The sequence below is a fragment of the Desmonostoc vinosum genome (assembly GCF_059505385.1).
The window spans coordinates 1-25,235 of record NZ_JCACKM010000013.1 but is presented as its reverse complement, the minus strand read 5'-3'; the positions used below and the strand labels follow the sequence as shown (position 1 = coordinate 25,235).

At 42.2% G+C, this 25,235-nt stretch carries 19 protein-coding genes; 9 read left to right on the top strand and 10 right to left on the bottom strand.

Annotated elements, in window-relative coordinates; all coding sequences use genetic code 11:
• The first annotated feature begins 16 nt into the window (after positions 1–16).
• The 3 genes from AC5JMF_RS01425 to AC5JMF_RS01415 all read left to right on the top strand — a co-directional run bounded on the left by AC5JMF_RS01425 (position 17) and on the right by AC5JMF_RS01415 (position 3,271).
• Complete coding sequence (locus AC5JMF_RS01425; protein ID WP_495793935.1) at positions 17–973, top strand: glycosyltransferase; 957 nt, start codon at positions 17–19, stop codon at positions 971–973.
• A gap of 324 nt (positions 974–1,297) precedes the next feature.
• On the top strand, positions 1,298–2,275 hold the full coding sequence (locus AC5JMF_RS01420; RefSeq protein WP_495793934.1) for an NAD-dependent epimerase/dehydratase family protein: 978 nt from the start codon (positions 1,298–1,300) through the stop codon (positions 2,273–2,275).
• A 306-nt stretch (positions 2,276–2,581) separates the two neighbouring features.
• Positions 2,582–3,271, top strand: coding sequence for a sugar transferase (locus tag AC5JMF_RS01415; protein WP_495793933.1), 690 nt, complete (start codon positions 2,582–2,584; stop codon positions 3,269–3,271).
• A gap of 180 nt (positions 3,272–3,451) precedes the next feature.
• Here the strand turns inward: AC5JMF_RS01415 and AC5JMF_RS01410 are convergent, their stop codons facing one another.
• The 5 genes from AC5JMF_RS01410 to sfsA all read right to left on the bottom strand — a co-directional run bounded on the left by AC5JMF_RS01410 (position 3,452) and on the right by sfsA (position 6,892).
• Complete coding sequence (locus AC5JMF_RS01410; RefSeq protein ID WP_495793965.1) at positions 3,452–3,769, bottom strand: hypothetical protein; 318 nt, start codon at positions 3,767–3,769, stop codon at positions 3,452–3,454.
• Between the two features lie 120 nt (positions 3,770–3,889).
• Positions 3,890–5,038, bottom strand: a complete 1,149-nt coding sequence (locus AC5JMF_RS01405; RefSeq protein WP_495793932.1) for a PepSY-associated TM helix domain-containing protein — start codon at positions 5,036–5,038, stop codon at positions 3,890–3,892.
• Between the two features lie 100 nt (positions 5,039–5,138).
• On the bottom strand, positions 5,139–5,282 hold the full coding sequence (locus AC5JMF_RS01400; protein WP_495793931.1) for a hypothetical protein: 144 nt from the start codon (positions 5,280–5,282) through the stop codon (positions 5,139–5,141).
• A gap of 377 nt (positions 5,283–5,659) precedes the next feature.
• Positions 5,660–6,145: a gluconokinase gene (locus tag AC5JMF_RS01395; RefSeq protein WP_495793930.1), complete on the bottom strand. Its 486-nt coding sequence runs from the start codon at positions 6,143–6,145 to the stop codon at positions 5,660–5,662.
• 24 nt (positions 6,146–6,169) lie between these two features.
• On the bottom strand, positions 6,170–6,892 hold the full coding sequence (gene sfsA / locus AC5JMF_RS01390) for a DNA/RNA nuclease SfsA (RefSeq protein ID WP_495793963.1): 723 nt from the start codon (positions 6,890–6,892) through the stop codon (positions 6,170–6,172).
• Positions 6,893–7,264: 372 nt separating this feature from the next.
• Between sfsA and AC5JMF_RS01385 the strand changes: the two genes are divergently transcribed.
• Positions 7,265–7,933, top strand: coding sequence for a 2OG-Fe dioxygenase family protein (locus tag AC5JMF_RS01385; protein ID WP_495793929.1), 669 nt, complete (start codon positions 7,265–7,267; stop codon positions 7,931–7,933).
• Positions 7,934–7,953: 20 nt separating this feature from the next.
• On the opposite strand, the gene AC5JMF_RS01380 is transcribed toward AC5JMF_RS01385, so the two are convergent.
• On the bottom strand, positions 7,954–9,102 hold the full coding sequence (locus AC5JMF_RS01380) for a DUF711 family protein (RefSeq protein WP_495793928.1): 1,149 nt from the start codon (positions 9,100–9,102) through the stop codon (positions 7,954–7,956).
• A gap of 475 nt (positions 9,103–9,577) precedes the next feature.
• On the opposite strand from AC5JMF_RS01380, the gene AC5JMF_RS01375 reads away from it, so the two are divergent.
• Positions 9,578–10,846: a tetratricopeptide repeat protein gene (locus AC5JMF_RS01375; protein ID WP_495793927.1), complete on the top strand. Its 1,269-nt coding sequence runs from the start codon at positions 9,578–9,580 to the stop codon at positions 10,844–10,846.
• A 316-nt stretch (positions 10,847–11,162) separates the two neighbouring features.
• Positions 11,163–11,582, top strand: coding sequence for an aspartyl protease (locus tag AC5JMF_RS01370; protein WP_495793962.1), 420 nt, complete (start codon positions 11,163–11,165; stop codon positions 11,580–11,582).
• A gap of 510 nt (positions 11,583–12,092) precedes the next feature.
• On the opposite strand, the gene AC5JMF_RS01365 is transcribed toward AC5JMF_RS01370, so the two are convergent.
• On the bottom strand, positions 12,093–12,269 hold the full coding sequence (locus AC5JMF_RS01365) for a hypothetical protein (RefSeq protein WP_495793926.1): 177 nt from the start codon (positions 12,267–12,269) through the stop codon (positions 12,093–12,095).
• Here AC5JMF_RS01365 and AC5JMF_RS01360 point away from each other — a divergent pair.
• From AC5JMF_RS01360 to AC5JMF_RS01350, 3 genes are all read left to right on the top strand, one after another.
• Positions 12,260–18,850 (top strand): eCIS core domain-containing protein, encoded by a 6,591-nt coding sequence (locus AC5JMF_RS01360; RefSeq protein ID WP_495793925.1) that lies wholly within the window; start codon positions 12,260–12,262, stop codon positions 18,848–18,850. The two genes, AC5JMF_RS01365 and AC5JMF_RS01360, sit on opposite strands and share 10 nt — an antisense overlap.
• 4 nt (positions 18,851–18,854) lie before the next feature.
• Positions 18,855–19,211: a hypothetical protein gene (locus tag AC5JMF_RS01355; protein ID WP_495793924.1), complete on the top strand. Its 357-nt coding sequence runs from the start codon at positions 18,855–18,857 to the stop codon at positions 19,209–19,211.
• Between the two features lie 458 nt (positions 19,212–19,669).
• Positions 19,670–20,440 carry a hypothetical protein gene (locus AC5JMF_RS01350; RefSeq protein ID WP_495793923.1) on the top strand — a complete coding sequence of 257 codons (771 nt, stop codon included), beginning with the start codon at positions 19,670–19,672 and terminating at the stop codon, positions 20,438–20,440.
• 5 nt (positions 20,441–20,445) lie between these two features.
• Here the strand turns inward: AC5JMF_RS01350 and AC5JMF_RS01345 are convergent, their stop codons facing one another.
• The 3 genes from AC5JMF_RS01345 to AC5JMF_RS01335 form a co-directional block, all read right to left on the bottom strand.
• Positions 20,446–21,642 carry an FtsW/RodA/SpoVE family cell cycle protein gene (locus AC5JMF_RS01345; RefSeq protein ID WP_495793922.1) on the bottom strand — a complete coding sequence of 399 codons (1,197 nt, stop codon included), beginning with the start codon at positions 21,640–21,642 and terminating at the stop codon, positions 20,446–20,448.
• Between the two features lie 555 nt (positions 21,643–22,197).
• Complete coding sequence (locus tag AC5JMF_RS01340; protein WP_495793921.1) at positions 22,198–22,917, bottom strand: hypothetical protein; 720 nt, start codon at positions 22,915–22,917, stop codon at positions 22,198–22,200.
• Positions 22,918–23,044: 127 nt separating this feature from the next.
• Positions 23,045–25,132, bottom strand: a complete 2,088-nt coding sequence (locus AC5JMF_RS01335) for an S-layer homology domain-containing protein (RefSeq protein ID WP_495793920.1) — start codon at positions 25,130–25,132, stop codon at positions 23,045–23,047.
• Positions 25,133–25,235: the final 103 nt, after the last annotated feature.

Here is a 25,235-nt window from a genome sequence, read left to right as displayed (position 1 = left end):
CTTTTAAGGTAGTTCTATGACTGAACAGATCAATAATCAGCCGTTAATTACTTGTATCACTATCTTTTTGAACGCTGAAAAGTTTATCGAAGAAGCGATAGAAAGCGTATTTGCTCAAACCTATGACAACTGGGAGCTTTTGCTAGTAGACGACGGTTCTACCGACTCTAGCACAGCGATCGCCTTGCAATATGCCAAAAAGTACCCAGAAAAAGTACGCTATATAGAACACGACCACCATCAAAATCGCGGTATGAGTGCAACACGCAATCTCGGAATCCACAACGCCAAAGGTGAATATCTTGCTTTTCTAGATGCCGATGATGTCTGGTTGCCACAGAAACTAGAAAAGCAACTAGCAACAATGAAATCTCATCCTCAAGCAACGGTAGTGTCTAGCTCGACTCAATATTGGTACAGTTGGACAGGAAATCCTGAAGATCGCCAACGTGACCATATTCGAGAACTTTGGATTCCACCCAATCGGCTGTTTCAGCCTCCACAGCTGCTAGCACTCTTATTGCAAAAGAAAATCCATACACCTGCGACTTGTAGTGTTTTGATCCGACGCGAGTTTTTAGAAACGATTGGCGGATTTGAAGAGCGTTTTCGGGGGATGTATGAAGATCAAGCCTTTTTCGCCAAAGTGTTTCTGAAAGCATCTATTTTTGTAGAACCTGATTATTGGGATAGATATCGACAGCATACAGATTCTAGTTGTGCGATCGCCCAAAAAACAGGACAATACCATCCTTTTAAGACAAATCCCGCACACCTAGCGTTCTTAAACTGGATAGCTGACTACTTGTCTCAAGAAGATGTTAAAGATAGCGAAGTTTGGCAGGCTCTACAGAAAGGATTACGACCGTATCAGCATCCGAGATTGTACTTCTTCTTATACTTCTTTGAACGAATCAAACCTAAACTGCATCGTATAAGGCAAAAAATTTGGCCTCTTCCCGTCCGTTACTAGCTACGGTCTTAACAATAGACCTCTTGCAAAAGTCCTTCTTTGCATTCTCTTCTCTGCGTCTCTGCCTTGAAAAGTTTCCTACGGAGGGAAACTCTCCTTCTCCTGACGGAGACGCTACGCGAACAGAACTTTTCGCTGCGCCTCTGCGTGTTAGCGTTCGCGAAGCGTCTCGTAGAGAAGCGGGGCGTAGCCCAACAAAAAAAATATTTATGCAAGAGGTCTAATCTCTACTTCTACTGATAAAAAACAGAGGAATGCAGAGATGAACGTCAGATCATTTTCAAACCTGATAAAAATATTTGTTTTTAAACACATCTCAAACTTATGCATTTTATTGTCACCGGCGGAGCTGGCTTTATCGGCTCTCATCTGACAGAACAGCTTTTGTCAGATGGTCATTATGTCACTGTAGTAGATAACCTATCGACAGGTAGCTTGCAAAACCTGCCTGAACATCCTCATCTCAAACTACTAATAAAAGATATATCCAGATGTCAACCCAATGATTTTTCTGGGCATATTGATGGACTTGCCCATTTGGCGGCTACTCCATCAGTTACCCAATCTTGGCTGCAACCACTAAAGGCTCATCATAATAATCTTTCAGCAACGATTACTTCAATTCAACTTTGTCAGGCCTTAAACATTCCCAGATTAGTTTTTGCCAGTTCGGCAGCTGTATATGGCAATCCTACGCAACTACCAATTTCAGAAAATCAACAAACTTGCCCCATTTCTCCCTATGGCTTACAAAAACTGGTGAGCGAAGAATATGCTAGATTGTTTGCCAAACAATTAGGTTTTTCATTTATAGGATTACGCCTATTTAATGTATTTGGGCCTAGACAACAACCTGATTCCCAATACTCTGGTGTAATTTCTATCTTCGTGAATGCCATACAGCAAGGTTTACCCCTGAATATTTATGGAGATGGCACTCAAACACGAGACTTTATATATGTTAAAGATGTGGCAGATGGATTTAACAAAGCTTTAATTACTCCTCTGAAATCTGGCTCTTCTTTAATTTGTAACTTAGGTAATGGCATAAATACCTCTGTGGTTGAGTTGGTTAATATTCTCAAAAATTGTTTTCATCAGCAGCAATTAGCAACTAATTTTATGCCATCTCGTTTAGGAGACATTCAGCATTCACAAGCTGATATTTCAAATGCATCTTCAATGTTAAACTTTAAACCTCAGTGGTCGCTAAAATCAGGTCTAGAGACTCTTATTGAAGTACCTCAGACTGCTGTAGTTCGCTCATTTTCAACAAGGGAAGATATTGTTCCATCACTATAAGCACAAGGCGAACGCACAGGATTTCTAAAATTACTGCTGAATAAGGATCTCGACGAAAAAATAGACTAAATTATAAAACGCCGAAACCTTTGTTATTAAAGAATTATTCTACTTGAGATGTGTTCGCCTTGGGTACTTGATATAGCCACAACCTATACAAAGATTATAAAAGGGAATTTTTTATCTTATCTACGAAATATGAGTTTTAAAACTCAAAACTATAAGTAATTTCATTAATATGTAACAACTTACTCAACTATTGGCTTTTCTCTGACTGATATAAACTAACTAATTGAAACTGTTACCATGTCTAATTTACCTACTTCTCAACACATTCAGCTACCAATTTCAGATGTTGAATATGACTCTGATTTTGTGATAGAAATTCATCCTTCTGTGACAAGTAAAGTGAAGCGCATAATTGACATCATGGGTGCCATTGTCGGACTGGGAATTACAGCAATCGTAGTAATTCCTATTACCATAGCTACTTTTTTGGATAACCCCGGCCCGATATTCTACAGTCAAATTCGCTGTGGTCTTAAAGGCCATCCATTCCGTATTTGGAAATTTCGCTCTATGGTAGTCGGAGCCGAGAAATTACAACATCTAGTTAATAATGAAACTACAAGTCCTCATATCTTCAAGAATGAAAATGACCCTCGCATAACTAGTGTAGGCAATTTTCTCCGCCGCACCAGCCTAGACGAACTGCCTCAGTTCTGGAACGTGCTAGTAGGGGAAATGAGCCTTGTCGGTACCCGCCCTCCGACTACTGATGAAGTGCTACATTACTCAGACTATCACTGGAAAAGGTTGAATGTTAAACCGGGTATTACTGGCGAATGGCAGACTAATGGTCGCTCATACATCAAAGACTTTGAAGATATCGTTCGTATGGATTTAGAATACCAAATTAAATGGTCTATTACCTACGATATTAGTTTAATTCTAAAAACTATCAAGGTTTTGTTAACTAAAAACGGTGCTTGTTAACAAAAACATGAATATAGCAATACCTTAGCCAAACTACGAGGGTTCAATGCTAGTAGAACCGGGACGAATACCTCAATTATATTGTGCTAATTTCATTTGCATTATCAAAAATTCACAGCAAAAGTTCCTAAAACAGTGAATGGTTCACCAGGATACACATTGTTTCTACTTACAGCGCTTTCAAAATAATCCACATTGAATAAAACTATTGCCAGCACTGCGATTAGTAATTTGTAACTGTTCGCCTTTGGTAGTTTCTAAAATTATCTCCACACCCTGATTAGCGGGATTTGCTTTTACTCCCGTCACTTGAACAACTTCTGATGAGGGTGGTTGTTGTCCAAGTATTTGAGTATTGATGCGAGGCGATCGCATATTAACTATAGATTCATTCTGCACCTGTGTTGATATGACTTGCTCACCATGAGCAGAATTGCCAAATAATATCCAAACATAGCCTGTAACTAGAATAAATCTGAATAATTGCTGTAATTTCACTCGTATCCTCACACAAAAGAAGAAGGGAATTTTGTCTGGTTAGCAGTAAGCACTTCAGTGCTTACTACGAACTTATAGCTCCATCATGATTAATGCGATGAACCACTAGCCACTAAAGCTTTAACTTTTACCTAAACGCTCAACCATTTCTATTTTTGGCTGTTGAACAGTCTTGCCTTTATAGCGATACCACCACATCACAAAACCAGTGACGGACAGAATTAATGGTGTCAGTCCAACAAAAACATAGAGAATACGGGATGGTAATCCCCAAAAAGTACCGTAGTGCAGCGGTGAAAATGAATTTAATACTGCTTCTGCTCGTGTTGGCTTCATGCCATTTTGGAGTTGCACAACTTCACCTGTATACTGATCGAGATAAATGCGACTGTAACCGTACTCTGACGTTTCTTGTGATTGTTTTTTGCCAATTCTGAATACTTCTTCAGGCTTTTGAGGCCAGCTGATATATGTAGTGACTGCACCTGGTAAAGCTGCATCAGCTTTTTGCAAAATCTCGCTTAGTCCTAAAGCAGACTTGTTAGGAATTAGTTTAGATACAGGTTCAGGGACAATTGGTGTGAAAGTTGCCACATGGATAGCAGGTTTTGCAAACTCGTAGAAGTTCCAACAAAAACCTGTAAAAGCAATCATGGCGAGGAATACAGCTGCAATGATACCTGAGACTTTATGAATATCAAAGTTAACTCGCTTGGGATGGGCGTCCCATTTGATTTTGAAACCAGAGATTAGCTTTCGCCAACCAGGCCACAGCACAATTCCTGTAATACTAAGAGCCAACAGCATAAAAGCTGCAATTCCAACGATGATTGTGCCTGTATCACCTGCCAGCAGCTGATAGTGCAGTTTAAAGGTCAAACCAATTAGAGTCTGATCCCACTGCTGAGAACCCATGATTTTACCTGTGTAAGGATTGACGAGAACTTGCAGATATTTATCACCTGGGGCTTCTAGCCAGACACGATAAGGAAGGTGGGGGTCTGGAATTGTGTTAATACTTGACAGTTTAAAGCCTGGTTGATTGGTGTAGGCGGTTTTGACGGTTTCTAGTGCAGATTCAACAGAGATGCGTTCGCCTTGAGGGGTTACAATTCCGAACTGCTGACTGACTAAAAATTGGTCAATTTCGTGCTGAAATACGAGCAAACTACCAGTCAAGCCGACGATGATTAACACTAGTCCTACGACTAAGCCGAGGTAACGGTGTAGGACAAATGTCAGGTCGCGTACTTGTTTCGATTTCATCATAGATACTCCTTTGCACAATATAGAAAAGGTTAAAATTGCACAGAAACTGTGCCCACAACACTAAAAGGTGCGCCAGGAATTACACCTAGACGGTCTTCAATTATTTGCCGGGGAATAACTTGAATGCAACAGATTTACCTTGTGCTTGTTTGCTGGATATTTGCTGAGCAAAGGCGTTAATCGCAATGCTAAGCCAAACAGAACCTGTAACTAATAAGACTTTCAATAACTGCTGTGATCTCATTTACTGCACCCACACCCTCATAATCATCTGCCAGCTATCATCAATAAAGTATTAGTTTTTATTGATGACAACACTTTGCTAAATTGAAAAATACCTGCATTTGGTAGGTTGAGTTAGCCCTGGTTGAGCAGGGTAATTTGACGATCGCAAAAGTGGCATTGAGTCACAAAAACCAATAAATACGTTGATTTTTGCTTGCCTGGACGCCATGCGATCGCTCAACCTAACCTCCCAAAAATGACGCAGGTATCATTCTTAATGACATAACTTAGCAATGAATCTGAGAATTAAGTCTACAGGAAATAGCTAATTAATTGCAAATCATTATCAAAGTTTCTTTATAAATTAGAGGCTCTAACATCCTCCCAACAACTTGTCTAAATTCCCAGAGCCTTTCTCAGGTTTTCTACTATTACATCTGGCACAGCTGAAACATCGACAAAAATCGCGTCTGATGGCTCCTCAAGGACATCAAACTGGCTATTGAGGAGTTTTTCGGTCATAAAATGATTCTGACGCTCTTGCAGTCGCTTTTGAATTAAATCAAAAGAGCCTTTGAGGTAAACTAGTTTGATGCGATCGCTATCCAATACCAAAGATTGGCGATAGCTGGCTTTGAGTGCCGAGCAAGCTAAGACTACATTTTGATTTGCTTGCAACCATTGGGCGATGGCTTGTTGGATTGCTAATAACCACGGCATTCTGTCTAAGTCGTTGAGGGCAATACCGTGGCGCATTTTCTCGATATTTTCTAGCGAGTGGAAACTGTCAGCGTCTTGGAATTCCCAGTGTAAGGACTCGGCTAGCAGTTGGCCGATGGTGGTTTTGCCTGAACCTGATACACCCATGACGAGAATAATCATTTCTTTAACGCACAGGAAGAGTAGTTAAATTTCCAGTCTTGCTAAACCTAAATAACGGATGCCTTCTGGAGAGATGTCGAAACGACAAGGTAGAACTTCTAAGCCGAGGGCGATCGCTTCCCGCAATAACTTACCATATATGGGGTCTGTACTATCACCAGGAGCAAACTCGGTACAATCTCCACGATTGATAAAATAAAACATCACTGCCCGCGTTAGAGGCAGCAATGCCATTAATTCTCTGATGTGTTTTTGTCCTCTTGTGGTTTCTGTGTCGGGAAATAAGGCTAGAGTTTTCTGTGCCAAAGTTGTGTTTTTGACTTCTAAGTAAATTGGCAAGATGTCAATGCCTGTTAGCCAAAAATCAACTCGACTTTTTTTGTCTTGCCCATAAACTACTTCAGTCTTAATTTGGCTATAGTCGCCTAGTTCTGGAAAGAGGTGTTGTGCTAAAGCTAGCTTCACTACTCGATTTGGCAAGGCAGTATTCACGCCTACCCAAGTTGGTTCGTTATCATGTACTTGAATCAACTCTAGAGTGTAAGCCAATTTGCGGTTAGGATTGTCGCTTTTGGAAAGCTGTACCGCACTACCAGGAGTTGATACCCCAGTCATGGGCCCTGTGTTTGGACAGTGGGCTGTCACAACTTCGCCAGAAACCAATTGCACATCGGCAAAAAAACGCTTGTAGCGCTTTAGCAAAATACCAGGATATAAGGGTGGGTAACGGTAAAGCCAATCAATCATAATAATTCGTAATTCGTAATTCGTAATTTGGGCTTTGCTAATTAACATGGTGTGTCTCTACAATTGTTTTGCAATCACACAAATTATTTTCGTACTTAGATTCAGCCCGGGTGTAATTAGTAAATTAAGATACACAAAAAAGCTTTGTAGAAGTTTATTTTACCCTTTGTGGGTAGCTTAGTTTCTCCTGTTTCATATTTCCTTTGATCTGCATTCAACCTCTATATTTAGACAGATTCTCTCTATCACGATTTGTCAAATTTTGTAGTCAAATTAACGACATTTTAACAAAAATAAGCATATACTTGATGATATAAGCCTCTCATAAAGAAAAATATGGGAGAGTTGAAATATGCAAGGAGGTTGAGTCCTATGCAAAAAGTACGAGAAGCAACAGAACTAGAATATGCTTTTCTATTTACCTTAAGAAAAGTAAATTCGATTAATCCAGAAGGTTTCAAGCCATTTTTTAACGATATGCCTATTGATCCTTATATCAAGGGAAATTATCGTTCGAGAAGATTATCTCGGTTTATGATTTCTGAAGATAAGGTAATCAAACTACCTCATGGCTATCTCTTCCAAAGTAAAGAATATAATCCATTATTGGGTGATATTAGAAGAGAGTTTGCAGAATTAGATGATGCACTGATAGAACTTGATATTTTTCAAGATCTTGTGCTGGCATTTATCGATTCTTGTAGACTCCATCCTGAAGCTGAAATCGGAGTTCATCAAATCAGAACTACCTGTTCACCAAATAGTTTGGGAAATCCTGCGCCTGAAGGTATTCATAGAGATGGTACTGATTTTATTGGTATTTTCTCTGTTGATAGAGACAATATTCAAGGTGGAGAAACTCATTTATATACCGCCAAGAAAGAAAAGCCTGTTTTTAATAAAGTTCTGTATCCAGGTGAATTAATATTGGTCAATGACCATGAATTTTTCCACTTTACTACCCCTATTAAACCTCAAACAGATAATCAAGGAATCAGAGATGTGTTTGTTCTGACTTCTCCTAGCTTGCTTTCAGAATAATAATTCTCAAACTAGCTTTTCTAATTAATCGTAAATATTTTACAATCTACAAGATAAGGGGAATTGAATATACTCATTTCCCCTGCTTTTTTTCCAGGAATTGGAAATAAACGTGCTGATAAAGGTTTATCTAACTTAATAGCTAAAGTTGCCATATCAATTAATAGTGCTGCTATCTGATCAATTGTGACATCACCGGGAATAGGAATTGTATCTAGTCCACAACCACAAACTGCTGAATATAATAATAAATTTGTCAGATCATAGGTTTGCTCGTTAGCTCTAGTAGCTAAGCCAACATCTTCACAAACTGGTAACATTAAACCAGAGTAGCCACAAATTTTTACAGAAACATTTTTCAAAACACGAGTTAGCATCCCAGATATTGCTAGTGTTCCTTGATATCCAAATTTTCTACCCATTAAGGTTTCATAGGCAAAAGCGATACTATTTTGTTTGTCTAAGGATGGTGCAAGAGAAGTGTCAATTCCTTGATATTTAATAGTATATTTTGCGGATATTTGTTCAGCGATCGCAGCAACTTTACTTAACTCTAATTCTAAGAGTAATTGGAGATGCTTTTCTGCTGTTTGCAGATTATGATCTTGAGAAAAAGCTTGCATTACTAAGTTACCCAATTCTAATCCGATCGCAAAAGATGTTTCGCCTGCATGGTATGCAGTAGGGAAAAATGGGATACCTGGTTGGCAATTTGCCCAAGCACAAAAGCGAAAATTACCATAGCCATTTTCGGTTTCTTGAGAAATACGTTTAATAACTTTTGCTGATGCCCAAGCATTTTCAAAATTAATACCAGTTTGGCGATCGCCTATTTTAGTTGAACAGTAAATATTTGATGTATTTTTATTAATATCTGGAATGATATCTATTGTTTGAGGTTGGCTGGCATAGCCAATATTAAAAAATTGAACATTCAAACTCTGACAAAGATGTTCTAGAGATGCTACTTGATTAATGATTTCAATTTGTGAACATCCTTGGAGATATTCTTCCCAAGCATTTGTGGCTATTCTAGTTGTTTGAACTTCATATCCTTGTTGTGCAAAAATAGTTTTTGCTTGCTGGTTAAAGTCAGCAGCTTGTTTAATTGTTTCTTGTTCTTGTGGAGATTGAAGTGAGATTCCTGTTGTGATAGTTCTAATTTTCATCAAGATAAAATGGGGAGTGGAGAGTAGGGAGAAGAGATATTTTCATCATAAAATGGGGAGTGGGGAGTGGGGAGTGGGGAGTGGGGAGTGGGGAGTGGGGAGTGGGGAGTAGGGAGTGAGGGAGGAGATATTTTTATACCTTTGTTGTGAACTATTTAACCGTGGGTAAAGTTAGTTGATGAGGACGCGGAGACGTTTGGACGCGGGGACGCGGAGAGTCCCCATAAATAAAGCTAGGGGATTCAAGCAAGGAAAACATTTTTTGCCTCCACGACTCGCATTCGGGGGCTTTTGACCAGTGCTTCGACCTCGATAAGGGTCGCGCTCCGCGTCTCCCCTTCCCCGCGTCTCCGCGTCTTCTTGGTAAAAATCCTGCTGTGGACGGCTTAATTATCTCTGTTCCCTGTTCCCTGCCCAAAAAGCGCGGTGAGTGCATCCTTTGATATCAAGTAGTTGAGTTAATTAAATTAATGCCATGAATGACGAACTTTACAATAAGGGATTGGAGAAAGCTAAACAAAAAGACTACGGTGGAGCTATAGAGGAATTTAATCGTGTTTTGCAGTTAACACCTAACTCTACCCAAGCCTATTTACAACGTGGTTTGGCGTATTACGACTCAGGAGCGATTCTTCAAGCTGTCTCAGATTATACTGAAGTTATCAAGCTCAATCCCCAAAGTGTAGAGGCGTATTATTGCCGTGGGTTGGCGCGCTTAGCACTAAAAAATTTACCAGGGGCGCTAGATGATGTTGAACAAGCAATCCGCCTCAATTACAATTATGCCGCAGCTTATAATTTGCGGGGGATAATTAGACGCAAACAAGGGTATATTCAAGATGCGATCGCCAATTTCAAACAAGCCGCACAATTATATCTCGAACAAAAAGATCAGGAAAATTGTCGTCTTTGTTTAGAGAGAATTAAACAGCTAAAACCCCCAGAAAAACCAGTAGCCCAACAAAAAAGTCCTACAATTGCGCCTATTATTTCTACTAAAGATTATTTCACGCAACTATTAGAAAAAGCCGAACAAGGAGATACACAAGCAGCACTTGCAGATTTAAACTGGATATTGCAAGCCGATTCACAAGATGCCCAAGCCTATTGCTGTCGGGGCGTGGTGCGTTGCAAAATAGGAAATTATCGAGATGCGATCGCAGATTTTAATCAAGCATTAAAGCTCAATTTTCAAGATGCCATTGTCTATCGCAACCGGGGTAAAGCACGTTCTTTATTAGGTGATCATCAAGGTGCGATCGCTGACTTTAACCAAGCACTGCAAATCCAACCCCAGGATACTTTAATATATGTTGCCAGAGGCAATGTTTATCGAGCAATGGGTAATTATCTTGATGCTATTCAAGACTACACTCAAGCACTGCAAATCAATCCTGATGATGCTCAAGCTTATTACAATCGCGGCATTGCCTATACATTTTTAGAAGAAATGCAACACGCTGTAGAAGATTATCAGCGAGCAGCAAGTATCTTTTGTGAACAAGAAGACTGGGGAAATTACCAAGAAGTTTTAAATAGCCTAGAGAAAATCCGCAGATTGAACCCAGAATTAGCCAAACAAAAGTCTAAATTATTACATCAACGCTTGCTGCGAATGGTTGGAGGATATTGGGAAATCGCCCAACGGCTAATAGAACAGAAGCAAGATTACTATCCGGGGATGCCTGAAGAATGGTATCTGCAAAAAGTGATTGATGATTTAGAACGCGATCGTAATTCGTAATGACTTATATCTTGCACCTCAAAGAATATACTAAGAACAGGTAAACAAATGTAACAACAAAATTGCAGATATAACTAAGGAATAACTTAGATCTTGCACCTGCCCAATCTCCCGCCAGAGAATAAATTCTCGCTCTTATTAGGTTAAGTCCACTTAAGTGGACTAAAATCTATGCTTTTTGTGAGATTTAGTCCTCTTGAGAGGACTTTTGCTATTAGCCATAGGTTTCTAACCTATGGCGGTTTTTGGGACTGGTGCAAGATATCAGATAAGATAAACTAAAAAGAACAACTAATTGCAAAACAATAGTGAAAAAATGGGCAAAGTAACTACTACAATTACTATTACTAACCAAATTGACCAAAATCTTGCAGAAAGAGGATTTATTCCAGTAGAACAAATACGCTCAATTATTTTACATGATGTTTTAGTTGACACACGTGCAACAAGGCTGTGCTTACCTGAAAATATTATTCTTGATTTGGGATTACCTCTTCAAGGAGAGGTAGACGTAAAAATAGCTACAGGAGTACAAAAAGCTCGGATTTTTAAAATGTTAAATCTTTCAGTTGCAGGAAGAGAAGGGACTTTTAATTGTATTGAATTACCAGAAGGTTCAGATTCATTATTAGGATTAATCCCTTTAGAAGATTTAGGATTAGAACCTGATTTAGTCAATCAGAAATTGCGAGTTTTACCAGTGGAAGGAAAAGATACATATTTAATGGTTTTGTAATTAATAGCAATTTTTGCTAAGATTTGTTATTTGGTTTATAGTAATTGATTAATATAACAAACAATCGTAAGTAATCAAAATGAATGTCTGGGTTGCCAAAGCAAGCCTAACCCAAAACTAGAAATTCAGTAGACCGAAAACTTTTGCGATCGCGCACAGAAAGATACCCATAAAATTGATCATTATTAAAAAAACCGTATTATTAGATACATTTTTTGGAAAAACCCTTGAGCAAGTCTGAATAAGTAAAACTAATGTGTATGACGATTCAGCCCAAGGTAAGACTGGAACTTAGAGATGGGCTGCTAGAGAATGCGATCGCCCACTGCAAAATTAAATCAAGCACTTTGCGTGTTAAATCTAGACTAAAGTCTAAAAAATAAAAGTCACAATGAATGCGAGAATATGTGAGATTGCCCGCAGCTAGATTTTGCAATGAGCGTGGAAATATAAGAATTTAGGTAATTTATTTAATATTTAAATTCAAAACACTAAAGATACACCTTGTCTTTAGTCCTCTGTCACAGCAACTTTGCAGCCTTCAAAATTCCCTGCTTCAATTTGACAGAGTATCAGTCTGGTAAAGCACTTGACACCATCAGCCATTACAGGAAGGATAGAGTCAGATGAGCGATCGCATAATGCCCAAAAGCAAAAAAGCAGCGAAATCAAGTCTGATGAATTCATCGCTGAGTTCATCAACAATTCCTACACTGGCTTCTCCCACACGAGGCTTTGGTTTACAACCAGACACTGTTGAGCAAGAGTCATCCCTCCAAGAAGAACAACCTCAAAGCGAACAGTCCTCAGAATTACCTCCAACTCACGACATTAGCCGTATTTCCCTGCGTCGTTCACAGGTAGAAAACGCCACCACTCCAAGCGAAACTCCTTACGGGCACCAACCGCATTGGGTAACACAAAGATTGATGCGGATGGTTGCACCCCAACCAGTCATCAGCCCAGAAGAATCGCACACAGACGACCAAGACGATATTGTACAAACCAAATGTGCAACTTGTGAAGCCGAAGAGCAAGAAGAAGACTCACAAACAGAATCCTTGCCAGTGCAGCGAGAGGAATTGCGAGCTGAAGAAGAAAATTTACAAATGAAATCCTTGGCTAATTCCACCCCTCCCTTAGTACAGCCAGAGGAATTGCCAGCAACTCAAGAAACAAACATTTCCCAAGTACAACCTGCGTACAAACCCCTCAGCCACGACATTAGCCGCATATCCTTGCATCGTCCCCAAGCCAAACTCAAGATTAATCAGCCAGGAGACATTTACGAACAGGAAGCCGATAGAGTCGCACAGCAGGTAATGCGGAAACTCAGCGAACCTGTAAATTTACAATCTCAACCACAAGAAGAATTGCCAGCCCCACCAGCAGACAATTTACAAATGAAATCTCTGGCGGATACCGTAACTCCCGTGGTACAACGCAAAGGCGGCGGGGAAATGGCAGCCACACCCGATATAGAAACTTCCATCCAAGAGTCACGGGGCGGTGGTGAGTCGATGTCAGACGATATCCGCCAACCCATGGAGCAAGCATTTGGGGCTGACTTTAGTAGTGTTAAAATCCATAGCGATTCTCGCTCAGATCAACTCAACCAATCTATCCAAGCTCGCGCTTTCACCACAGGACAAGATATTTTCTTCCGCCAAGGTGAATATACACCAGGGAGTAACGCAGGCAAAGAATTACTCGCTCATGAATTAACGCATGTCATCCAACAAAAAGGCAACTCTATCCAGCCTCAAGCTGATGTTCAACGGGTTTGCTCAGAATGCGAGCAAGAACAAGAAAATAGCGAACAACTTCTCCAAGCCAAAGAACTCCCCGGTAGCACTCCCCAACTTCCTGGTGATGTATCAGCTTTAAATAATCAATCTCAGCAAACCACAGAGCCTGCGGCCGAATCTTTAGAGAATGAAAATGCAGATGTCAGTGAGGAACTTACTCAAGGTAACTCAAATCAAGACACTGTTAGCGAACAGTCTCCTAGTGATACTGGAGGCGTAGAACCACCACCAGACGACGATCCCCAAGCGCAGGCTGAAGTTTTAGAAAAAATGCGCTTAGCTAAAGAAGAGGGGGCAGATTTAGAAAATCCTGAGTCGGAAAATTCCGTTGAAATCGCCGCACCACAGGATCAACCCTCGACAGAAGGTGAAAAAACCGCAGAACAAGAGAACGGCGAAGATGAGCCTAGCCCCAAAAACCAGCCATTAAAAGCGGCAAACACTGAGGTTGAAGATACTAAAACAGAAGATGAACCTAGCCCCGAAAACCAGCCATTGAAAGCGGCTGAGGCTGAGGTTGAAGACACTAAAAAAGAAGATAAAGAAGATCAAAAAGCAGAAGGCTCAGAAAATATACCTCCAGAAACGGCAGAGGAAGCAACTAACCAAAATCCACAGAACCCTGAAACTCCTGTAAATCAAGGCGAACAAACCCCAACTCAACCCAGCACAGAACCAGGTAATGATGTCACAGCCCAAGGCGTAGAAACCCCAGCACCTGCACAAACGCCCCCTACAGAGCAACTCAACCCCCAAAATCCAGAAGCCATAACTGCTGCTGTCACCCCTGAGACTGTGGCAGAAAAAGAAGATGCCACAGCAGAAGCTGTAGAATCACAAGTACAACAAAATGTCATCAGTAATGGCACAGCAGCATTAGTATCATCAGGCATTAACTTTGCACCTCCGGAACAGGAAGGAGTTGAGCAGGGAGAGGATGATACTGACTTTGCCCAAGAGCAAGCAGCGGCGGCTAGTAGTGTAGCTAATAACTTTTTTGCCGAAGCAGCGGTGCGCGTACAGAAAATTACAGAGATAGGGCAAGGAATCTCGCCGCGTATCCAAGAAGGGGCTGAGAATGCCAAAGCTTTAGTAACGGCGCAAGTTGCACAACAAAAAACTGCTGTGAGTACCCAAATTGCTCAACAGCGGGAACAAACTCAAGCCGAAGCACAAGCAGCGATCGCTCACATCAAATCACAGTATGATGCAGGAGTGGCAGCCACGACGCAACTAGTCGCCACCAATAAGCAAAAAATCGAAACAGAACACGCCACCGCACTGCAAAAAGTAGATGAACAAGAAAGAAACCAGCTAGCTAAAGTTGAGGAAGCTTACAACCGGACTGTTGAACAAGTCCGGGCTGCTGGGGTGAAGGTGGGAGATGACGCGATCGCTTTTGGTGAGCAAAAAGCCACCGCCTGGGAATCTCAAATTAAGGGTGAAGATGACAACTTCTGGGATGGGCCACTAACTGATAACCGACTCAAAGCTAGAGCAAAAGCAGCTAGAGAAGTCGCAGGACAATACAAAACAGGCTTAATTGAGGAAGCGAATAAACAAGCCGATAAAGTCCCAGAAGGGAAACCAAAAGATATTGAAAATGTTCATAGCATCGCTAAGCAGTCTCGTGAACAACTGCAAACTCTGCAAAAACAAAGTCTGCAAAATTTGACCGAGGTTGAGCAAAAAGTTCTGACTCAATTAGCAGATGCTCAAACTCAGTTAACTCAGGCGGCTAACCAAACTCAGCAAGATACATTACAAACATTAAACCAACAAGAAGCCGCGCAGTTACAGTTATTAGAAGGTTACGCTCAAGGTCAAATCGCCGCCATCGACCGAGATACCCAAAAAGCGATCGCCTCACTGCAAAACGGAGTCAACGAAGCAGCAACCAATCTCCAAACTACACTACAAGAGACTCAAAGCCAACTCCAAGACACGCCAGCACCGAACCCAGATGAGTTAAGCCCAGTCCTCGCAGAAATCTTGGCACAGTTTGATAATGCTGTGGCGATCGCTCAAGAAAAAACCGAGCAAGGGATCACAGCATCAGCACAAGGTATCAGCCAAGGAGGGCAGCAAGTAGTTGGTGCAGTATCTGCAATGGCTCAAAAAGGACTTGAGGAGTCAGCTATTGTGACTCAAGATGCCAAAACTAGCTTAACTAACCTTAAACAAGGCGCTACAGATACCTTCAGCCAGATTCAGCAAACCTTAACCACAGTGGTTACACAAACCACCGACGCCGCCGTCCAAGGCTTTAATGAAGCCACCCAAGGCTCTCAAACCGCTTTCGATAAATATAACGAAACTCTCGAAACTAGCCTGCAAAAGAGCGTCAAAGACCTAGAGGACGGCTTAAAAGGAGCAATCCAAGGCGGCAAAGAACCGACTTTAGAAACTGATATCCAGAAATACGCCGATGAAGCCGCAGCCAAAGAAGAACCACGCGGAGTGAGTTTCTTCAAGACATTAGCCAAAGTCTTGTTGGTTGTAGCTGTAATTGCTGTGGCGATCGTTTTTGCCCCGGCTGTGATTGGTGCAGTTGGTGCGGCAGCGGCGGCGTTGGGAGCTAGTGCCGCCATTGCGGGGGGAATTGGGGCAATTGTCGGCGGCGCAATTGTGGGCGCGATCGCCGGTGCTGTCATCCAGATGGGTAACAACCTGATTGACGGCAAGAACTTGCTCGATGGTGTAGGTAAAGCCATGCTCGCTGGGGCGATTGGGGGGGCGCTGGGTGGACTTGGTGGTTTAGCTGGTAACGCCCTCGCCCAAGCAGGCAAACTCGGCACAGGGTTGACTCAATTGGCGGGTAGGGTAGGTATAGATGTCGCTTTCGATATCGCTGGTGGTATATTCGGTAACTTAGCGACTGGACAGCCGATTACAGTCGAAGGTATTTTGATTGGAGCGGCGATCGCGGGTGGTGTTGGTGCTGCCGTCAGTAAAGAGGCCCTGGGTAAACTTGGTAAACTGGGGCGCGGCATCGAAAGTATGCAAACCAGGAATTTCCAAGCTGGAGAACGTTTTGGTAGAGGAGCAGTAGATACGTTTAGGGGAACTGGTAGTAAAGTCGATACCCCGACAGTCGGTAGTCCCGATGTCAAAGCACCGGAAACCTCACTACCCAGAGGTACTAGCCCAGAACCACAAACGCAACTACCCAGAGGTACTAGCCCAGAAGTAGATACACCCACTGGTGCTAAAACTGATACGGAACTGCCTGGTGTTAAATCACAACAAACAGACGTGAAAGTTCCGCAAGAAACTGTGGGCGGCGATCGCACCACTCACATGGATGAGCCAGAAATCGAGCCTGGTGTCGTTGCCAAACAGACAGCAGCTGATGGACATGAAATCAAAGTCCTCAAAGATGGTCGCGTCGTTCGCTGCTCTGACTGTGAACCGATGAATGTACCAAAAGAAACTGCTAACACATCTAATTCCAAAGAAAAACTCGAACAAGCAACTAAGCAATACGATGCTGAGAATGAATACAAGATGGATTGGGAAAATCCCAATGACATTCTTAAACTACTCAAACTAGCAGATGAAGGAATTCCAGAAGCAGGCCCCTCCACCTCTCCATCTAGAGCCAATCAGCAAGTGGGAGATGAAATCCTACCAGCATCTCCAACCGTTCCCAGGAAAGAAGTGTGGGACGAAATTTTACCACCAGACTCCCCAGTCACAGCAGGTAAGAAACCGGAACAGACCGCAACAGACCAATCTCCCTCGACATCCCCAACTAGTTCCTTAAAATCACGTTTTGCTAATCTTCTAACGCGTCTTCGAGGTCTTGGAGGCAGTAAGTATAAGACTATCGGCATGTTAAAATCTTTTGCCGCTACGGATAAACTCAACTCTGTGGACTACCTCAAGACAGCTCAAGAGCGGCTACAGTACAAAGTTCAATTCGAGAACGGCAAGTTGCTAAAGTCAGATGGTTCTCCACTTCACACTTTAGACTCCTCTGCACATGGAGCTAAGGGTTATGTCATGTACGTGATGGATAAGGATGGTAACATCTACACAGCTGGTTCAGACCAAGTTCAACATCACTCGTCGTTTATGGCTGGTCGCCCAGTTGCCTCTGCGGGCGAAATCAAGGTAGAAAATGGTGTCATCAAGGAAATAATAGATCAAAGCGGTCACTACGCACCCACAAAAGGGAAAACGAAACAGTTCGAGACCGAACTGAAGAAAAACAACGTAGATTTAGGTGAAGTTCAAAAGAATTATCGTTACTTCACAACCAGAAAGCAACGAGAAAAAGCAGGGTTTGAATTTGCACGATTAGGAGAAGAAGCTGTTACATCAAGTAATACCAAATCTGATGTAGATACAGGCACATCCAGAGGTTTGAAACCGGAAAATGAAATATCAACGACTACCAGAGAACAAGAAGATATTGCGGTAGCAGGGCCAAGTGGACGCACTACTCACATGGACGAGCCAGAAATCGAACCTGGTATAGTTGCTAAGGCGTCAGCGTCTGACGGGCATGACATTAAAATTCCCAAATCAGGTAAAATCTATAAATGCTCAGACTGTGCAGAAATCAGACAGAGATATGCAGATCTACTTCAACAAAAGCCCGAACTCAAACAGCGTCTTGATGAAATTGAAGCAATAAAAGATCCAAATGAAAAAGCTGACGCCGCAGCCAAATTTGAAGCAGAACTATCCCAGATGGGGTTAGCAAGACAGGGCGAACAAATACTCAATGCTGTTAACAGTAGAATAGCTAGCCAGTCCGATAAGTTTGAGCTTACTTATACTAAAGACCAGTTAGACTCCATCATCAAGAAAGGGAAAGAACTGGGACTAAGTGATAAAGTTATTGAAGATTTAATTTACACAGGGTCAAGAAAAGCTAAGGCCATCACAGCTGATGAACTTGTTGGCCAAATGGAACATTGGGCTAATGTTATTAAAGAGCGGGGATACCCAGAGAAGTTTTCTAGTAAAGAAGAGTTTCAGGAATTTAGCCAAGACTTACTCAAAGGTGTAAGACAAGCAGGCATTCCTGCCGATGATATCAGAATCCAAGGCTCATCACTGCGGAAAACTACCGCTCAAGATGTTGATATTGCTGCATTCGTCGATGAACCAGCTTTTGATCGATTACTAATTGATCGATACCACGACAAAATAACAATAAAAGAAAATAATACAAAAGTTTCTTTAGCTGATAAATCCCATGAAGAACTAGTTCAATTAGCTAATGATATTGCAGCCAACCCGACAAAATATAATGCACAAGGTAAGACTTTCCAGAATGCCTTGCTAAATGGCATCATAAGTTCCAAGTCTGATATTGTCAAACCACTGAAACAGACCACTAAGACAATTAACGAGAAATATCCTCATTTGAATGTTGAATCTATCTCTGTTTTAATTAGAGGCGGACGATTTGATGTCAAGCCTGACTTACCTGTAACAGGAAATTGAGACAATGAATAAAATAGCCTTTTATGGAGCAATAAATTCTGGCGATTACAAGGTTGTAGCCGCTATATTTAAAAATTGGCTAAAAACAGAAGATTTGGATATTAAAATCAGGCTCAGCGGTGAAGAAATAGTATACGAAAACGAACAAATTTACTTGTATTCTTACAATTCGGTGACTACTGAAGGAGTAACACCTAGTTTTCTCTTGGAAGGTAATATGTCCAAGACACTTGACGAAGTAAAAGTATTGTTACAAGAACTATGGCAATTGTGCCAAGAACAAAATATTAGTAGTAGCTTTGAATATGTTGAAGTTACAGAGGATGGAGATGAAGTCACAGAGCAATTTTATATTGAATAAAGAGTGATAAAATGTACCAAAATTTGAAAAGTATACAAGTCCAAAGAGCTAATTAAATAATTCGTAATTCGTAATTCGTAATGACGCGACGCTCCTGCGTCGCTCTAAGCGAAGCTATGCCGTAGGCTTTACGCTGACGCTCGTACCTCGCTACCGCTGACGCTCGAGGACTCGCTACCGCTTCGCTAACGCTAACGCTAACGTAATTAAGTTTTGTAATGGGGATTTAGCACCAAGTCACCAGGGGGAAACCTGCGCTCTGACGGCAGTTGTTCATGGGGGAAACCACGCCACTTGCGCGGCTGCCGGAAAACCCGTCCAACGCAGTGGCTCCCCAAGATCACACTGCCTCAACTTTGTAAGACAACCCCAACACAAAAATTGCTGATTATAGAACTGGGTACTTAAACCCACGGAACTAGTTAAATTGGTGCAGTGTAGAGAGAGAGTAAGTTTATATGAGCAGTATACAGCAAAATTCACTTTGGATTGATTCTAAGCGATCGCGTTATTTTCTCATCCCCAGTAATCACAAGTTTACTAGGGGAAGTTTCACCATTTGTACGGTGAATGGCATCAAAAAAAAAGTCTCTCTAACTGCAATTTCTGCCTTTGAAATCTCAGAATCAGAAGCAAAACAATACCTTCAACCTGAGATAAATCAGGTAGTAGAGCAAGCAAAAACAACTTTCTCTAACATCACCACATCATCACAAGTAACTCCACCAAATCCTCAGTCTGCATCCGATATTCTCTCACTTTTGGGTATCATTCCTGAAGAACTACAAAATCATCCAGAAGCTACTCAAGCTAAATTTGTTAATATTTTCAACGAACTCAAAGAATTATTGAGTGCATCAACCTCTCAAAATGATGTTGCGCGGGGACGTTTAGATTCAGTTAAAGAAACATTACAAGCTCAAGGTATCAATATCGGCGACAATATTGAGCAACTTCCTGATAAAATCCAAGAGATTCTTTCATCATCCAATCTTGAGCAGTGTCTGCAAGAAATTGTGAATAATTTGCATAATCCAATAGCAAAAAATACTAATGGACAGCAAATTGATGAAACTATTCAAACTTTAAACCATGATATATTTAGCGAAGAACAGAAGCAATTAGAAGCACAAAGACAGCAAAAGTATAGACAATCTGCACAAGATGCGATCGCTCAATCTTTCAAATCTCGTGGTTTACGCCCATTTGCTGGCGGCGACTTTAAATAAAAAAGCTATTTAGTTTTCTGAAACATGCGACGCCTGCGCCCATCTTCACCAGGGGGTTTTCGCAACGGCACTATCTCGGCTTCATTACTCTCGCGTGCTACCCGAATCAACAACCCAGCTGCAACCAAGCTGGCAATCATGGAATTACCACCATAACTAAATAAAGGCAAAGGCAAACCAGTAGTCGGTAAAGCACCAGTAGCAACGCCAATATGGAGTAATGATTGCCCTACCATCAAGATTGTCACACCGATCGCCACTAGTCGATGCACTGAACTTTTAGCCTTGAGGGCCACTACTAATCCTAGCGTAGCGAATATAGCCAATAGTACTAATAGTACGATACTGCCAACAAAGCCAAACTCTTCAGCGTAGACAGCAAAAATAAAATCGGTGTCTTGAATTGGCAAATAAAACAGCTTTTGTTGAGAAAACCCAAATCCCGCACCCCAAGTTTTTCCTGAACCGACTGCAAGCAAACTTTGCACCAGTTGATAACCATCTCCTGTAGCATCAGCCCAAGGATTCAGGAACGACATAACTCGCTTACGCTGATACTCTTTAATACTAATACTCAATACCGCTAACAAAAATCCAGCGATCGCAGTTCCTCCCAAATATTTATATGGCAACCCGGCAGCTAAAGCAATTAGCCAAATCGTCATCCCACAAAGCGCCGTGGTACTCAAGTTAGGCTGAACAAGAATTCCCAACAATACAAACCCAAAAATCCCCAGCCAAGTCAAGCGTACCCGCCAACTCAGCCGTTCCCACTGCCCAAAAATCTGTGCGCTTTGCAACACCAAAAAGGGTTTAATCAATTCAGAGGGTTGAATGGGAACTGGGCCTAGTAACCTACGAGCTGAACCAAGATCCGTCTTTCCTAACCCCGGAATCAGAGTGACAATAATTAATCCTAATAGCAGTATCACTAACCAAGGAGATATCCCCACAATTTTTCGCACGGGGAGGTTAACAATAATATTGAATCCAATTAAGCCAACTAGCACCCACAGCAGTTGACGCTTAATATAATACAGACCATCATCATAGTTCGCATCGGCCACGGGATATGATGCCGAAAATAACATAATCAAGCCGACAAATAGCCAAATCAACGTTAACCAGCGCAACAACCGCGCCTCTAACGCCCAGCTAGAGACGGTATTGTTAAAAAAGGGAATCAGGTGACGTAGATTCACGAGCAATATAAGTAGGGGTTAGGGGTTGGTTTTATTGACGCGGGGACGCGCGGGGACGCGGGGACGCGGGGAAAGATTTTGGAACGAACAAATAGGTTTATTTCGGACTGAATATGAAAAATCTACCTTTGAAAGTTAAGAGTTAGGGGTTGGGAATAAAACTCATAAATCATAACTTACGTTTAATGTGAATTAAGTTGGGAAAAATTGGTCTTGCTGATGTCATAAATCTTTGCCCTCACCCTAAATCCCTCTCCCAAACTGGGAGAGGGACTTTGAAATTGCTCCTCTTCTCCCACACTTGGGAGAAGAGGTTGGGAGATGAGGGCTATTGTTGCATTCATCAACGGTATTCTAATTCACATCAGACGTAACTTATAACTTTTAGGAAATATTGGGAATGGGGAATGGGGAATTGGGAATTGAGGGAATTGTCATTTGTCATTGATTATTCCCCGCGTCTCCGCGTCCCCGCGTCTCCGCGTCCCCGCGTCCCCCTCATCCCCCTCATCCCCCTCATCCCCCTCATCCCCCTCATCCCCCTGCCCCAAAAACCTACCCATCAGAGTCGCCAGATATCGCTTTGAGTTTTGAGGTGAAAGACTCGAAGCGATCGCATTTTTCTGGGGTAAACTGTCCGATTGGAGGATGGTTAACCGCTGGGGGGAGTAGTTTTGTTGGTTGATTAAAGGTTGCAGGGGGATTAATAGTTAGCTTTTGCTTGACAAAAGATGCTAGTTGACGGGGTGTTGAGTTGATCAATTCCTCAGAAGTTGATGATTTCGGGACGCTTTCGTTGTCCTTATTTTCCTGTTGAACTTCTGGTTGATTGACAGATATCTGTTGTTCTGCACTTACCAACTGTAAAGGTGTAGTGTTGCTTTTCTTTGCAGGTGGTAGTTGCAGACTCGTAACTTTCTCAAAGGTGGGATTTTTTCTGGCTGATGCTGGGGCTGGTGGAGTCACCGCAGTGAGGCTTTCAGGGAATTTGCTACAAATTAGGCGTTCAAATTCCATGTTGAAATGATAAGTGGCTTGTCCTCGCCGTTGCCAAAATACTAAGATTTGCTGCACGGAAACCCCTTTGTAGCGACCTTGATACAGTGCTTCAATTACTGCTAAGTGTAGCCAATTAATCGGATATTGAGTTTGCCAACGTTCTACTAACTCATTGGCACTATAGCCACTGAGATCGAAACTATAGTGAGTTAATAGGGCGATCGCCAGTTCAGGGGCAGTATCAAGGGCTGAAGTATCCAGTGCTGTTGTTAACATGGGCTATTTGCTTTAGGCAATAGGTATAAGTTTTGCACCCATCGCATATAGCCTAACGTGCTTTTCACTACATGGTTTTTTTGCCAAGAGTTGCCAAGCCGATAGGCAGTGTTTTTCATTTTACTTGTCAACTGCTAGAATGCAACACTATATAAGGGGAATTGATCGCAGATGTTCGCTGAATGCTGACTAATGCTTGATAAACCATTGCTGCCACCTCTGCCCTTGTTGCTTCTCGCGTGGGTGCGAGGAGTTTGGGATCTGGATGATTGACGATGATTCTTTGTTTTGTTCCAGTTGCCACAGCTTTTTGAGCATATTCAGGAATAGTTTGACTATCGCTATATGCATTTAAAAAATTGCTGTCGGCGGTTGCTAGTCCTAAACCGTTTACTAGCGAGACAATTACTTGTAAACGTTGCACATTTTGCTGAGGGCGGAAGGTGCGATCGTTAAATCCGCTGACAAAGCCTCCACTAGCAGCGATTTGAATCGCTTTGTATCCCCAAAAATCCTGGGCGACATCGGTAAAATCGGGGGCCGGGCGTTTGGGAGTAGGATTAAAGGCTGTTGCCACTAAAGCTGCATACTGGGCACGAGTCATCGGTTTATTTGGTTGGTAGCTGCCATCGGCGAAACCTTGGGTAAAACCCATACTCACTAATGCCCGGATAAATGGTTCTGCCCAATGCCCCACAATATCGGTGAAGGAGGGCACATCAGCTTCAGGACTGACAATGTAGGGAGATGCGATCGCATTTTCCTTACCACTTGTCACCAAAGCTTGATAAATTAATGCCGCTACCTCTGCGCGAGTGATATCTCGTAGTGGTTCTAATTGTGCGGTTTGGGGATAATTCACCACTAGTAATTTTTGCGTAGCCACTGCCACAGGATTGGTGGCATAGCTGGGAATTTGGGCGCGATCGCGGTATATACTCAACACATTTGGGTTGCCTCCACTCAATTTCAAACCATTCACAATAGATACAATTGCTTGCACCTTTGTCAAATTTTGTCCTGGTCGAAATGTACCATCCGGAAAGCCACTAATAAAGCCCATATTGGCTGCACTTAAAATTGCTGATGCCGCCCAAAAATCTGGCTTGACATCTGTAAAACTACGTGCTTGGTTGCTACTGGGCAACTGAAAAGTTTTGGCAATCAGGGCAGCGTATTGGGCGCGAGTGATGCGGGCATCTGGGCCGAAAGTCCCATCGGGAAAGCCGCTAATCAAGTTTTTGCTTACCAATGCTTCCACGAAAGCCGCTGCCCAATGTCCACTGAGATCGGCGAAACTGCTACCAAATATCGGATTGGAGGTCTCTACAGTAGCAGCAATGAATTCTACCGCCCCTTTGACTTGGGTAGCATTCAACTGATTTCCCACAGACAGCAACTTTTGCGATGTAGCGTTTTGTAAATCAAATTCGCTATTGTCGCGAAAAATGTTGTTTGCCGGATCTTGAGTGTTACCTAAATCAGGAATTGCATTGCCATTTACCAACAAACCACCTTGGGTGTTTTTGGTAATCGAATTCTGACGCAGCACTGGTTTGGCATCGCGTGAGAGGGCGATCGCTGTAGTATTTTCTGATAATTTATTGTTAGCAATCAAAGGCGCGGCAAAATCGCTAATGGCAATACCCAAGGGGTTTCTTTGGAAAACATTCCCCAGCACTTCTCCCTTGCCGTTACGTGCCATTACCAAACCGCTAGCAGAGTTTTGCAAAAACACGTTATCTAAAATTACAGGTTTGGCATTACCTGTAACAAATACACCTTCTCGTCCACAATTAATCAAAGTATTATTAGCTACAGTTGGTGCAGCCGATTCAATCCAAACACCAGTACCTTTTGCTGTGGGATTTGTCACAGTCACACCCAAGAGGCTAGCATTATCTAGCAAGAGTAGCGTCATATTTTGCACACCAAAGCTGGGACTTTGATAATCGCCGCCTCCAGAAATCAGAATTTCTGCACCTTTTTTGGCTTCATTCCCCATCAATGTCACCCCCGCAGGTATGACTAGGGGAAACACCTCACCAGTAGCGGTGCTGTAAGTGCCAGATGCTAAGTTGATCGTCGCGGGGGCTTTGCTTGCCTTCAAGGCACGGGTGATGGTTTTAAACGGACTCAACCGCGAACCAGGATTGGTATCATTTCCTGTTGCTGGGTTGACATAGAGAGTGTCAGTCAAGGTAGAGTTCACCATTGATTGTTGAGAGTCAATTGTTTAAATTATGACAAAGAAGACTTTGCAGTTTTAGCAGAATCGAAAAGAAGCCCCGCGCTCTAACGCTTCGTTGAGCGTCGGG

Excerpts from the sequence above, each read along its gene's own strand:
- AC5JMF_RS01380 (WP_495793928.1), bottom strand. The coding sequence starts at position 9,102 with ATGAAAATTAGAACTATCACAACAGGAATCTCACTTCAATCTCCACAA.
- AC5JMF_RS01365 (WP_495793926.1), bottom strand. The coding sequence starts at position 12,269 with ATGAATTCATCAGACTTGATTTCGCTGCTTTTTTGCTTTTGGGCATTA.
- AC5JMF_RS01335 (WP_495793920.1), bottom strand. The coding sequence starts at position 25,132 with ATGGTGAACTCTACCTTGACTGACACTCTCTATGTCAACCCAGCAACA.
- AC5JMF_RS01340 (WP_495793921.1), bottom strand. The coding sequence starts at position 22,917 with ATGTTAACAACAGCACTGGATACTTCAGCCCTTGATACTGCCCCTGAA.
- AC5JMF_RS01370 (WP_495793962.1), top strand. The coding sequence starts at position 11,163 with ATGGGCAAAGTAACTACTACAATTACTATTACTAACCAAATTGACCAA.
- AC5JMF_RS01415 (WP_495793933.1), top strand. The coding sequence starts at position 2,582 with ATGTCTAATTTACCTACTTCTCAACACATTCAGCTACCAATTTCAGAT.
- sfsA (WP_495793963.1), bottom strand. The coding sequence starts at position 6,892 with ATGATTGATTGGCTTTACCGTTACCCACCCTTATATCCTGGTATTTTG.
- AC5JMF_RS01350 (WP_495793923.1), top strand. The coding sequence starts at position 19,670 with ATGAGCAGTATACAGCAAAATTCACTTTGGATTGATTCTAAGCGATCG.
- AC5JMF_RS01425 (WP_495793935.1), top strand. The coding sequence starts at position 17 with ATGACTGAACAGATCAATAATCAGCCGTTAATTACTTGTATCACTATC.
- AC5JMF_RS01375 (WP_495793927.1), top strand. The coding sequence starts at position 9,578 with ATGAATGACGAACTTTACAATAAGGGATTGGAGAAAGCTAAACAAAAA.
- AC5JMF_RS01385 (WP_495793929.1), top strand. The coding sequence starts at position 7,265 with ATGCAAAAAGTACGAGAAGCAACAGAACTAGAATATGCTTTTCTATTT.
- AC5JMF_RS01360 (WP_495793925.1), top strand. The coding sequence starts at position 12,260 with ATGAATTCATCGCTGAGTTCATCAACAATTCCTACACTGGCTTCTCCC.
- AC5JMF_RS01400 (WP_495793931.1), bottom strand. The coding sequence starts at position 5,282 with ATGAGATCACAGCAGTTATTGAAAGTCTTATTAGTTACAGGTTCTGTT.
- AC5JMF_RS01395 (WP_495793930.1), bottom strand. The coding sequence starts at position 6,145 with ATGATTATTCTCGTCATGGGTGTATCAGGTTCAGGCAAAACCACCATC.
- AC5JMF_RS01355 (WP_495793924.1), top strand. The coding sequence starts at position 18,855 with ATGAATAAAATAGCCTTTTATGGAGCAATAAATTCTGGCGATTACAAG.
- AC5JMF_RS01405 (WP_495793932.1), bottom strand. The coding sequence starts at position 5,038 with ATGATGAAATCGAAACAAGTACGCGACCTGACATTTGTCCTACACCGT.
- AC5JMF_RS01420 (WP_495793934.1), top strand. The coding sequence starts at position 1,298 with ATGCATTTTATTGTCACCGGCGGAGCTGGCTTTATCGGCTCTCATCTG.